Raw genomic sequence first — 12,657 nt, 5'->3', positions numbered from 1 at the left:
TTTTCGATGCCGGATGCAACTGAAGCCGCGCTCATGCGTTCACGTAGTTCACCCAAAAGAATAGTTCAGTCCCCCTCGTCCAACCCGATGAGACTTGCCCCATGCCGACACGCGCCAGCCACCTGCCGCATTATGTCGAGCGCACCGCGCTTCAGAAATTGCGCGATACGCCGGGCCTGCTTGCGCCGCATTTGATGCCTGCCGGGCCGAAGACCCTGTCCAAGATGGTCGCCAAGACCTGGATCGCGCTCCAGGCCGGCTCGCTGGTGCGCTATTGCATCACGCCCGAAGGCGAAGCCGCGCTGAAGGCCAAAATCCCGATGCCGCACAGCGCACAGACTCACGCCCGCTGACACCCTGCGATAGCACCCCTGCGATAGCACCCCTGCGACAGCAGACCTGCGGTAGCAGCCCGGCAGCAGCCGCGAAGCGATAGCCGCGCCACGCGTCTGCCGGATCTGAACGGATGACGCGCCCCCGGATTAACCCTGATTCCAGGTGTAAACGCGCGTTAAGGAACGCTTAAGCGCCATCTCCGCATTCTCGTCCCATTAGCGTGAGGGGCGTATCATGTTTGAAAATTTCATCTGCGAGATCATCGGCCTGGCATTTCTCGGCCTCTGCATCGCCGTGCTCGGCGCGCCGCAGCAGCGCCGTCCGAATGGATATGCGCGGGACGTCTGAGACGTGCGGCGGCTGCGGCGTGGCACATAGCGCCCTGTAATTCGCTCGAAAATTTCTTCGCCGGACAAGTCCCTGCGCCGCCATATCTGCGTAAGAAGCTACTCTAGAGAGCCATATTGTCCGAAAGGACTTAGTGACAGATTGCGCTCGTCTCCATCTTGGTTACGCTCGATCATCGCTGCGGACTTGGCATGGTTACGTTGAAGGCAAACAAAGCTATCATCGCAATAGAAACGATCGTCGTTTGTATAGTGACCTATGCAGCGCTTGAATTGACGCGCCACTACCTCGGCAGAGAGGCACTATGGCTCCTTGGTCTTGCGGGACTTGGTCTTAGCCTTTTTGGCCTTCTTAGGCTGCGCAAATAAGTCTTCCGTTTCTGGCTCCCTATGCACCCGAACCACCTTGATAATATCGCGGTGTCTTGGCACCCAAACTCCTCCTTCAAATTCCTCCTTTGTTTCAATTTTTGCGGTGATCTGGATCCCTTGCTTCATCCCTAGATGGCGCCGCCCTCGAAGCAAATCGTCCAAGAACTTTTCGTCTTTCATGACATAACCAAACTCGCCGATTGGCGAACGAAATCGCCAAGTTCTCTCGGTGACTAACAACACTGGACTTATTAGCGTTAGACGTTCGGTTGAAGGTGCAGTGCGAGTTCTGACGGAGGTTTCGACTGGCGGGACTAGACCAGCCCTCTCTGAAAATTCTGAACGAGGCACCGGCTGACTAGGCTTGTCGTCAGGTTTGGTTATTGCTCCAACACTCTCGATATTGGCATCTCGCTCCAGTTGCTTGTACATCTGCTGCACTGGCGCTTTGGCAATTTTTCCCTTCCGAATATCAATCACAGCTCGAGCAATCCGAGCTACGTCATCATCTGTTAGTTCCTTGCGCTGATCCGTCGCAAGGAAAGCATCTATCAGCTTCCCAGTGCCGTACCCGCGCACATCATTCACAAGCATAATGCCAACTGTTCCGACAACGGAGATCAGAGCCGCTTTTCGGCCGTCGGCGCTGTTTAGCGACTTTAATAGCGCCTTGAGCTTAAGGCTGCCTTCGGTGCCGCTGTCGAATTCGAGGCGAACTTCTAGGCTAGGCTCTAGAATGTAGGAAATCTCTTTAACCGCCTCCGCAAAGGCCGCAGCTGCTCGACCAACGATCTCAAAGTCGGCTTTCTCGCCCTCCTTCAGACCGAGATACAACGTAATCGTTTCTTCCACTTCCCCCCCTCCACCCTCAGAGGTAGCGTAGCTATAAAAAAACAATCACACTAGGCAGGTATCTAACAAGACCGGGAGACACTCCCGGTTAGCTAACCTGGGTTGCTTCAACTGCGTCGAGGTCACTCAAGCGACGGCCTTCCTCCCGCATCCCTCTTAAAACAAGCCCTTTTTCACGCCCTCCCCCACCTATCCCCCGCAAAACCCTTGGGAAAAGCGGGTTCCGCGGTTGCGCGACTGCCCTCGTCTCGCCATTGTCCGGGCCAATGAGAGCCGCGACTAGCGAGTCTCCACCCGCGCGGCAGCTGCATTTATGCTATTGTTCGTGCTGGGGGATTCGCGCTCTGCCGGGGCTTTTTGAATAAAGTGGCCTGTCGGCTAACCAGAGTACCGTATCCATGAAACTCACGCGCCTGCGCCTGCACGGATTCAAGTCGTTCGTCGAACCGACCGACTTCATGATCGAGCCCGGTCTGACCGGCGTTGTCGGCCCCAATGGCTGCGGCAAGTCCAATCTGGTAGAAGCGCTGCGCTGGGCGATGGGCGAAACCTCGCACAAGTCGCTGCGCGCCGCCGACATGGACGCGGTGATCTTCGCCGGCTCCGGCAACCGCGCCTCGCGCAACCACGCCGAAGTGGTGATGACGATCGACAATACCGATCGCACCGCGCCGGCCATGGTCAATGACGCCGAAATCCTCGAAATCTCCCGCCGCATCGAGCGCGAAGCCGGGTCGCAATACCGCATCAACGGCCGCGACGTGCGCGCCCGCGACGTGCAGATCCTGTTTGCCGACGCCGCCACCGGCGCGCGTTCGCCCGCCCTCGTCCACCAGGGCAAGATCGGCGAAATCATCCAGGCGAAGCCCGAGCAGCGCCGCCGCGTGCTGGAAGACGCTGCCGGCGTCGCCGGCCTGCATGCGCGCCGCCACGAGGCCGAGCTGCGCCTGAAGGCCGCCGAAACCAACCTCACCCGCGTCGAGGACGTCATCGGCCAGCTCTCGGGCCAGATGGAAGGCCTGAAGAAGCAGGCCCGCCAGGCGATCCGCTACCGCGAAGTCGCCGGCAAGGTGCGCAAGGCCGAGGCCATGCTGTTCCACCTGCGCTGGCTGCAGGCGCATCAGGACAATGCCGAAGCCGCAACGCTGCACGACCAGTATGTCCGCGATCTCGCCGAACGCACCCGCGAACAGGGCGAAGCCGCGCGCATCCAGGCGATCCGCGCCAGTGAATTGCCCGCGCTGCGCGAGGCGGAAGCCGCCGCTGCCGCCGGCCTGCAGCGCCTGACCAATGCCCGCGACATGCTCGACCGCGAGGAAGAGCGCGCCAAGGAGCGCGCCGCCGAGCTCGACCGTCGCCTGACGCAGTTCGAGAGCGACGTCGCGCGCGAGATGAAGCAGTCGGAAGACGCCGAATTCGCGCTGCTGCGTCTCGACGAAGAAGACGCGATGCTCAAGGAAGAGATCATGCAGCGCGTCGAGCTGCGTGGCGGCGTCGATGACCGCGTCTCCGAGGCCGAAGCCGTGCTGGCCGCCGCCGAGCGCACCTTCACCGAACTCACCACCGCGCATGCGGACATGACCGCCAAGCGCAACCAGCTGCAGTCCAACGTGCGCAGCCAGGCCGATCGGCTTGCGCGTCTGGGCCAGGAAATCGCCAGCGTCGAGGCCGAGATCGAGGCGTTGACGGCGCAGACATCGGGCTTCGGCGATCTGGACGAACTCGCAGCCCTGATGGAGACCTCGCAGGAAATCCTGCTGCAGGCCGAAGGCAACGTGGCCGACAACGAGGCCGCCCATATCGCGGCCCGGCAGACGCTGGAAGCCTCGCGCGCGCCGCTCAACGACGCCGACCGCAAGGTGCAGCGGCTCGAGACCGAAGCCCGCACGATTTCGAAGATCCTCAATGGCGAAACCAAGAACCTGTGGCCGCCGATCATCGATGGCGTCAGCGTCACCAAGGGCTATGAAAAGGCGCTCGGCGCCGTGCTCGGCGACGATCTCGACGCGCCGGTCGATCCCTCGGCGCCGATGCGCTGGACCAATGCCGGCGATCACGCCAACGATCCCGCGCTGCCTGCGGGCGTCGAGTCGCTGGCCTCGCATGTCAATGCGCCGGCCGAACTCGCACGCCGCCTGAAGCAGATCGGCGTCGTCTCCAAGGATCAGGGCGCAGCCCTCGTCTCGCAGTTGCAGACCGGCCAGCGGCTGGTGTCGCTGGAAGGCGACGTCTGGCGCTGGGACGGTTTCGTGGCCGGTGCGCATGCGCCGACCGGCGCTGCCCGCCGTCTCGCCGAGCGCGCCCGCCTGACCGATATCGAAGCCGATCTGGAAAACGCCAAGATCGACGCCATTGCCAAGCGCGAAGCGCTGGAAAGCGCCGAACAGGCACTGAAGTCCGCGGCCTCGGCCGAGGGCGCATCGCGCGACGCGCTGCGCAATGCCCGCCGCGACGTCGACCAGGCCCGCGAGCGCCATGCCAATGCCGAGCGCGAGATCAACCGCCATGCGGCCCGCCGCGCGACGCTGACCGAAGCGCAGTCACGCCTCTCCAACGATCGCATGGAAGCGGAAGCCGCCCATGAGAGCGCGCATGCCGCGCTGGAATATCTGCCGGAGAGCTCCGACGCCGAAGCCCAGCTCGCCAGTGTGCGCGGCGAGATCGAAGGCCATCGCCGCGGCGCAGCTCAAGTGCGCGCCGAAGCGCAGGCATTGGCCCGCGAGGCTGAACTCGCCGACCGCCGCCTGCAGGCGATCATCGCCGAGCGTACCGACTGGGCAAACCGCAAGACCTCCGCCGCCTCGCAGATCGAGACGGTTGCCGCGCGCGTCGCCGAAGTGACCCGCGAACGCGCCGAACTCGAAGACGCCCCGGCGCTCTATCTGCAGAAGCGCCGCGCGCTGATCTCGGAAGTCGAAAGCGCCGAACAGGCCCGTCAGCTTGCCGCCAACGCCCTCGCCTCGGCCGAAAACGCCATGCGTGAGACCGACCGCGATGCCCGCGGCTCGCTGGAAGCGCTCTCCGCCGCCCGCGAAGCCTGCGCCCGCACAGAAGAGCGCATGGAAAGCGGCAAGCGCCGCCTCGAGGACATCGAGCGCGAAATCCGCGACATGCTCGAAGTCGAGCCGGAAGGCGTCGCGGCCCTCGCTGAAGTCCGTCAGGACGATACGCTGCCTGATCTGGCCGATATCGAAGCGGACCTGGAAAAGCTGCGCCGCGACCGCGAGCGTCTCGGCGCCGTCAATCTTAGGGCCGAGGAAGAGCTCAACGAAGTCGAGGGCACGCATAACGGCCTCGCCACCGAGCGCGACGACCTCGTCGAAGCCATCAAGAAGCTGCGCACCGGCATCCAGAGCCTGAACAAGGAGGCCCGCGAACGGCTGATGACCTCATTCGACATCGTCAACGGCCACTTCAAGCGCATGTTCGTCGAACTGTTCGGCGGCGGCGAAGCCGAGCTGAAGCTGATCGAGAGCGACGATCCCTTGGAAGCCGGTCTCGAAATCGTCGCCAAGCCGCCTGGCAAGAAGCCGCAGACCCTGTCGCTGCTGTCAGGTGGTGAGCAGGCGCTGACGGCGCTGGCGCTGATCTTCGCGGTGTTCTTGACCAACCCGTCGCCGATCTGCGTGCTGGACGAAGTCGACGCGCCGCTCGACGACCACAACGTGGAGCGCTTCTGCAGCCTGCTGCATGAAATGTGCGCCTCGACCGAAACGCGCTTCATCACCATCACGCACAACCCGATCACCATGGCGCGCATGCACCGCCTGTACGGCGTGACCATGGCAGAACGTGGTGTGTCACAGCTGGTGTCGGTGGATCTCGAAAACGCGGTGAAGATCCTCGATCAGGAAGTGGCGTAAGCTTCTTCGTTTTTAAAACGCTGACGGCCGCGTAATCCCTCCCCCCGTGCGAAGCGAAGCTTCGCTAGACGGGGAGGGTCGGCCGAACGAAGTGGAGGCCGGGGTGGGGGTGCCCCACGCGCCGCTGAGTATGTGGCACCCCCACCCGACCGCGCTACGCGCGGCCACCCTCCCCGCAAGGGGGAGGGATAAGAAAGGGCGCGCTTGAGTTATGACCGCACCCGACCTCCCGGCCGAACTCACCGCCGCCCTCAACGCCCGCCTGCACGGCTTCTCGCGCAACGACGCGGCTGCGCGCTCCGATGCAATCTCGCAGACCTATCGCTCGGGCGGCGGCTCCACGACCATCCGCAACGAGAGTGACGCGCTGGCCTATGCGCTCGCCCGCATGCCCGCGACCTATGCGGCGGTCATCGCCAGTCTCAATGCGCTGCAGGAGACACGACCGGACTTCGCACCGACCACGCTGCTCGATTGCGGCGCCGGGCCGGGAACAGCGACATGGGCCTGCGCGGAGACATTTCCGTCGCTCAATGCGTTCACGCTGCTCGATGCCAATCCCGCTCTGCGCACGCTGGCGCTCGGTTTGGCGCAGGACAGCCACCGCATCCCCGCGATGAACTACACGCTCGGCGACGCTGCCGCGACAATCGCCAATGCCCCATCCGCCGATCTCGTCATTGCGAGCTATGTCATTAATGAGCTCAACGATGCCGCACGGACAAAACTCGTCGCGGCGATGTGGACGAAGACCAGTGATACGCTTGTTATCGTCGAGCCGGGCACACCGTCGGGCTATCAACGCATTCTCGATGCGCGTGCACAGCTCATCAAGAACGGCGCGCATGTGATCGCGCCCTGCCCACATGACGATGCATGTCCGCTGGTGAAGCCGGACTGGTGCCACTTCAGCCAGCGGCTGCAGCGCTCCCGTGTGCATAAACAACTCAAATCTGCAGAACTTCCCTATGAGGATGAGAAATTTATTTACGTCGCGCTGTCGCGTACGCCTGTCACACAGCGGCCGTCGCGCGTGCTCGCGCAGCCGCTCACCACCAAGATCGCGATCGCAGCAAAACTCTGCACAAATGCAGGCGTTATCGCCGCAAACGCACCACGCCGCGACAAGGCGAAGTATGCAAAGTTCCGCAAGCTCGACTGGGGCGATGCGGTTTTCGATTCACCGACATCATCCGCGGAATAATTCTCTACGGCGGGCGTTTGTTCTCCTGACGCGACTGCGTCGCAATTCATCAGGAGTAACGCTGCAATGACCAAATCATTCGCCGCTCTCGCGGCTCTGACTCTCATGCTCGCCTCAAGCGCCGCCTCGGCGCAGATGCTGAAGACCGCCGACACCGCCAAGGGAAAGACCTTCGTCGATGCCAAGGGCATGACGCTCTACACCTTCGACAAGGACGCCGGTGGCAAGTCAGCCTGCAACGGCCCCTGCGCCGAAAACTGGCCGCCGCTGTTCGCGGTGGACGATGCCAAGCCAAGCGCCGACATGACCATCGTGGTGCGCGACGACGGCAAGAAGATGTGGGCCTATAAAGGCAAGCCGCTCTACACCTTCAAGAAGGACACCGCAGCCGGCGACACCAATGGCGACGGATTTTTGAACGGTGCGTGGCATATGGCGAAGCCGTAAGCGGCTTCTGCGCTGGAACGACCCGCTAGTCGCGAGATTGCGGCTAGCTCACTGCAAGGCCCCTCACCCGACCGGCTTCGCTGCGCGCTTCGCCGGTCGACCTCTCCCCGCAAAGAGCGGGGCGAGGTTAAGGAAGGTGGCGCCGTGCTTACCTCTCCCCGCTCTGCGCGGGGAGAGGTCGACATGCGCGCGTAGCGCGGATGTCGGGTGAGGGGCATGGCACCGCCCTCCCCTACATTCGGTATTTGCGAATCTCGTTTTTCCTGCGGATAGCCCGCTCTCAGAACGAATGCCGGATGCGGCCCATCACCTGATGCGCGACGGCATCGTTGCTGCCGACGATCGCATCATAGTTCACCGACAGCACCGTGAGCGGTGCAAGCTTGCCGGACAGGCCCGCACCGATCACACCGCGGTCACGCAGCGCGCTGCCGGTCGAAGTGATGAACGAGCCCGGCAGCGTGGTATCGGCGAAGCTCGCATTGATGCCGCGCACGCCGTCGCTGAATTCATGCAGCCAGGCCAGCCGCAATTCCGGCGTCAGCACGCCGCCATTCAGCGCGTAGTCGTAAGCGAAGCGTGCGCCGACGCTCGAGCGCAGCGATTCCGAACTATCCGAGCCGACCACGAGGGCCGCCGCACCGCCGCGTTCGGCGAAGCCATCGGTCATCACCCGCGTATATTGCAGGCCGATCTCCGGCGTGACAACCCAGCCGCTGACGCGCAGGTCGGTGCCGACCGTGCCGCGGATCGCATAGTGATCGCCGCTGAACGCCGCGGTGTTCGCCGTGCCGACTGCCACGCGCGTGGTGTCGTAATCGCTGAAGCCATAGAGGCCCATGGCGGTCGCGAACCAGCCGGGCGCCTGATAGGTGCCGTAGCCGCCGATGGTCCCGGTCGAAATCTTGGTGTGGCTGCCAACGTTGTCGATATCGCCGCGGGTCAGCGCATAGCCGCCGAACACGCCGGCGACGATGATGTCCGTGATGCGCCGGTCGTAGCCGGCGAGCACGTTGACCGTGTTCGACTTGAAGCCCGGTGCGTCAGTGCGTGCGCCTTCGCGGGCGAAGCTCGCGCCCGACGTGATGAACAGGCCCTGTTCGGCAGCGACGGCGACCGGGCGCAGACCCGGCAGAGCCTTGGTCACCGGCGCATAGGCCATCGCATCGGCGGCATTAGCGCCCCAGCCGGCATCGGCCAGCGCAGAACTTGCGCTGCCAGGGAATCCCGTCACCGCGGCCAGCGCACGATCCGCACTGAAATTCTTGTCGAACATGCCGCCGTCGAACATCGCCAGCGCATTGCCGACACCGGACATGTCGGTGCCGAGGCCGCCGAGGCGGTTCTGCGTCAGGTGTTGGCCGACCAGCGAGGTCGTCTGGAACGCGTCATTCATGGTCATGCGGCCGAGGCCCTGATAGGCCGCGGGCGTGAGCTGCGCCAGCGCCGCGCCGACATCTGCCGAGCTGGCAACGCTGTCGAGCAGATTGACCACCGAACTGCTGGTGGCGGTGGCCGGCAGATTGTCGAACAGCGAGGCGACGCCCAACGAGCCCGCGCTGGCAAAGGACGCGAACGAAGACGACGTTCCGGTGATCACCTCGAACGACGTATAGAGCGTACCGCCGATATTCACGGTCTGACCGGCCTGCAACGCGGCGCGCTTGGCGTCGGTGAGGCCCGCCTTGTTGTAGTTCAGCGTATCGGTGCCGACGCCGCCATCGACGATGCCGACGATGCGCGAGCCCTTCATGATGTTGACGGTGTCGTTGCCGCCTTCCATGTTCACGGCGCGGCCGTTATTGCCTATGATGGTGCCGTAATTGGTCAGCACGTCGGCGCCTTCGCCCATCTGGATCGCCGAACCGTCGCCGCGAATGAAGCGGGCGGAGCCGGCAGCATAGGTCACGCCGTTCAGTGTACCGTTGGCAGGATCGGGCGTACCGGTATCGGTCAGAACCGTAGCGTTCGGGTTCGGGATTGCGCCGTTGCCGATGATCGTTCCATAGTTCGTAATCGTATCGTTGTCCGCTGCGGTGCCAAGCTTGTTCTCCATGCGGATCGCATAGCTCTTCTGGCCAACGATGGTTCCGTAGTTGGTCAACGTGGTTGCGGCGAGGCCGCTGCGGTTGAGATTGCCGTCGTTATTCACGACGATGCCAGCATCGGCACCGGAGATCGTTCCATAGTTGAGAATCGTTCCGCCACCGATGGAGAGACCTTCGCTCGCGTTGGCGAGGCCATTTTTGTAACCGGCAGCGCCCGTCCCCTCGATAATCCCATAATTAGTTACGCTGGCAATGTTATCGACATCGACGCCATCGCCGTCACCAACGCCGCTGCCATCATAAGCGCCGGTGATGCGGCCATAGTTCACTACGGTGCCCGCGCCGTCGGATCCCACGCCGGATCCGTTGCGGCCGATGATTGTCGCTCCGACCTCATTGGTAACTTTCACATCGACATCGGTGGTGATGCCGTGGCGTAGGCCGGAGATGATGCCACCGGTCTTGTTGATAACAGTGCCGGAATGACCCTGCCAGTCGATGCCGTCATTGCTGGCACCAACTACTCCTTCCGAATAGATCAAACCGTAGTTCGTCACCACCGCGCCCTGCCCAGGACGGATCGCGTCATTGGCAGTGCTCTTGATCACGCCGGTCGCAAAGTTGACGATGTTCACCGTCCCCGTCGTCGAGGAGATGGCATCAAAATCGAGCGCCTGACCGCCGTTCGAAAGGATTGTGCCGTAGTTATAGAGGTTGACCGTGCCGTTTCCGATATCATTGCCGATTTGGAAAGCGTCGTTGCCAATGCCCGTGATCGTACCACCCGCACGATTCCACAGGGTCAGATTACGCGGCGTTCCGGAGCCAGATGTGCCGATAGCGCGCGTGGTACCAGTGATCGTGCCAGAATTATCGATGGTCACGCCGGGTGCAGGTGAAGGAAGAGGGCCGGTCACACCCCATGTAATTGCGGTTGCTCCGGTCAGCAGGCCACCGGCCTCCACGGTTCCAGTTTCCGTACCGTTTAGCGTTTTGGACGCGTCGCTCGCACCGTTTGCCACCGTGAACGATGCCGCCTCCGCCGTCATCGGCGCGACCAGCGCCGCCACAACCACGCCCATCGCAAGCCGGCTCGCGCCGTTACGCCATTCCAACATCACAGTTCATTCCCCAGCCCAAAGGTTAGGGTTTCATTAGGTTTTGCGCATGACGGCTGGATGACGGATAGCGCACCGACGCTAACCCGCAGGCGATCTGCTGACGTCTCCTGTCGACTGATGCAACATCGCAACGGTGCAGACCGACAACATCTCCTTTCAAAGTTGTAGCAGAGGAGCGCACATGACAGGGCGCGATGGAGGAGCGTCTTTGAACGTATTCCACGCTCAACGCGACCAATCTGTGCCGCGACGTGCCTGCGGCCCCTGCTCTGCGGCCGCATGATCGGCTAGGCTTTGGGTTTGATGGTTTCTTTTGGGGGTTCTTACATGTCGACCGGCTGGATCGTTCTTGGCGTCATCGTTGTCCTGATTGTCCTGGCATTTGCTGCCTATAACCGGCTGGTGGCGCTGAGCCAGCGGGTCAACCAGTCCTTTGCCGATATCGACGTGCAGCTCAAGCAGCGCCACGACCTGATCCCGAACCTGATCGAGACCGTAAAGGGCTATGCGGCGCATGAGCGCGGCACGCTGGACGACGTCGTCAAGGCGCGCAATTCGGCGATGAATGCACAAGGCCCGGCGCAGGTCGGCGCCGCGGAAAACCAGCTCTCCGGCGCGCTCGGCCGGCTGATCGCATTGTCCGAGGCCTATCCGGACCTCAAGGCCAATGCGAATTTCCAGCAGTTGCAGAGCGAGCTCTCGGACATCGAGAACAAGATCGCGGCGTCTCGCCGCTTCTTCAACAATGCCGTGTCCGAATACAACACCGGCATCCAGCAGATGCCCGCGGCTCTGTTCGCCGGCACCTTCGGCTTCCATTCGAAGGAGTTCTTCGACCTCGGCGAGACCCGCAAGGAGGTCGAAGCCGTGCCGCAGGTCAAGTTCTGATCGCGGCCTGAACCGAGCAGCGCATCATGGCCGCCTATGGTCTCTATACGCATATCGCCTCGAACAAGACGCGTTCGATGCTGCTGCTCGCGGGATTGTTCCTGCTGATCTACGTGATGGTGTTCGCCGGCGCCCTGATCGGCGAGGTGGCGGTCAACAGCAACGGCTCGGTTGCGTATTATATCAACGCCGCAACGCGCGACCTGATCAAGGCGCTTCCTTTCGCCACCATCGGCGCGGTGCTGTGGATCGTCATCGCCTATTTCGGGCATCAAAAGATGATCGACAGCATCACCGGCAGCGAAAGCGTGACGCGGCAGGAGCAACCACGGCTCTATAATCTCCTTGAGAACCTCTGCATCTCGCGCGGCATACCGATGCCGAAGCTCAAGGTGATGGACTCTGATGCGCTGAACGCCTTCGCCACCGGCCTCAACCCCCGGCAATATTCCGTCACGGTCACGACGGGCCTCCTGCGCGCGCTCAACGATGACGAGATGGAAGCGGTGCTCGGCCACGAGCTGACGCATATTCGCAACGGCGACGTGCAGCTGATGGTGGTCGCCGTCATCATCGCCGGCGTGGTCGGCTTTGCGGCTGAACTGTTCTTCCGGATATTCATCAATTCCGGTTTCCGCTTCGGCGGCAGCCGATCGTCGCGATCGTCTTCCTCGTCTGACAGCGACAACAAAGGCTCCGGCGGCGGCGCTGTCGTTGTCATCATCATCGCCGTGGCGCTGATCGCGCTGGCCTGGGCGCTGTCGCTGGTGGTGCGCTTCGCGCTCTCGCGCTCCCGCGAATTGCTGGCGGATGCAGGTTCGGTGGAACTGACCAAGAATCCCGACGCCATGATCTCGGCGCTGCGCAAGATCGAGAATCGCGGCGAACTGCCCGGCGCGACTTCGGCCGTCATGGAGATGTGCATCGACAATCCCCGCGAGGGTTTTGCCGACTTGTTCGCGACACATCCATCGGTGGATTCGCGGGTGGCTGCATTGGTGAAATTCGCCGGAGGACACGACCCCGGCCGGATGGCGCTGCCGTCCGATACGGATGCGCCCGGAGAGGCCGACGACACGCCGCCGCTGCCGCCGCGCTCCGGCCCATGGAGCAACGGCAAATCGCCTACAGGCAGCGCGCAGGAGCCGCTACAGGGCCCTTGGGGTCGCCACGCCTAGC

At 62.8% G+C, this 12,657-nt stretch carries 8 protein-coding genes; 6 read left to right on the top strand and 2 right to left on the bottom strand.

Features of this window, described 5'->3' with window-relative positions; genetic code table 11:
- The first annotated feature begins 101 nt into the window (after nt 1-101).
- On the top strand, nt 102-353 hold the full coding sequence (locus AB7813_RS24560; RefSeq protein ID WP_441228614.1) for a hypothetical protein: 252 nt from the start codon (nt 102-104) through the stop codon (nt 351-353).
- Between the two features lie 633 nt (nt 354-986).
- Here AB7813_RS24560 and AB7813_RS24555 read toward each other — a convergent pair.
- Complete coding sequence (locus tag AB7813_RS24555) at nt 987-1,907, bottom strand: hypothetical protein (protein WP_441228613.1); 921 nt, start codon at nt 1,905-1,907, stop codon at nt 987-989.
- Between the two features lie 398 nt (nt 1,908-2,305).
- Here AB7813_RS24555 and smc point away from each other — a divergent pair, with 398 nt between their 5' ends.
- The 3 genes from smc (at nt 2,306) to AB7813_RS24540 (ending at nt 7,421) form a co-directional block, all read left to right on the top strand.
- A complete protein-coding gene (gene smc, locus AB7813_RS24550) occupies nt 2,306-5,770 on the top strand; it encodes a chromosome segregation protein SMC (RefSeq protein WP_441228612.1) in 3,465 nt (1,154 codons plus the stop codon).
- A 211-nt stretch (nt 5,771-5,981) separates the two neighbouring features.
- A complete protein-coding gene (locus AB7813_RS24545) occupies nt 5,982-6,974 on the top strand; it encodes a small ribosomal subunit Rsm22 family protein (protein ID WP_441228611.1) in 993 nt (330 codons plus the stop codon).
- Between the two features lie 66 nt (nt 6,975-7,040).
- The gene (locus AB7813_RS24540) at nt 7,041-7,421 is read left to right on the top strand and encodes a COG4315 family predicted lipoprotein (protein WP_089262437.1); all 381 of its coding nucleotides are present in this window, start codon (nt 7,041-7,043) and stop codon (nt 7,419-7,421) included.
- 280 nt (nt 7,422-7,701) lie between these two features.
- Here the strand turns inward: AB7813_RS24540 and AB7813_RS24535 are convergent, their stop codons facing one another.
- On the bottom strand, nt 7,702-10,587 hold the full coding sequence (locus AB7813_RS24535) for an autotransporter domain-containing protein (protein ID WP_441228610.1): 2,886 nt from the start codon (nt 10,585-10,587) through the stop codon (nt 7,702-7,704).
- A 330-nt stretch (nt 10,588-10,917) separates the two neighbouring features.
- Here AB7813_RS24535 and AB7813_RS24530 point away from each other — a divergent pair, with 330 nt between their 5' ends.
- Together AB7813_RS24530 and AB7813_RS24525 are read left to right on the top strand one after the other, a co-directional pair.
- The gene (locus AB7813_RS24530; RefSeq protein ID WP_439057149.1) at nt 10,918-11,478 is read left to right on the top strand and encodes a LemA family protein; all 561 of its coding nucleotides are present in this window, start codon (nt 10,918-10,920) and stop codon (nt 11,476-11,478) included.
- A gap of 26 nt (nt 11,479-11,504) precedes the next feature.
- A complete protein-coding gene (locus AB7813_RS24525; protein WP_441228609.1) occupies nt 11,505-12,656 on the top strand; it encodes a M48 family metallopeptidase in 1,152 nt (383 codons plus the stop codon).
- Nucleotide 12,657: the final 1 nt, after the last annotated feature.

It is taken from the genome of Tardiphaga sp. 20_F10_N6_6, assembly GCF_052076045.1.
GTDB classification, from domain to species: Bacteria; Pseudomonadota; Alphaproteobacteria; order Rhizobiales; family Xanthobacteraceae; genus Tardiphaga; species Tardiphaga robiniae.
The sequence above is the reverse complement of the archived record's forward strand: the minus strand, read 5'-3'. Positions and strand labels throughout refer to the sequence as shown.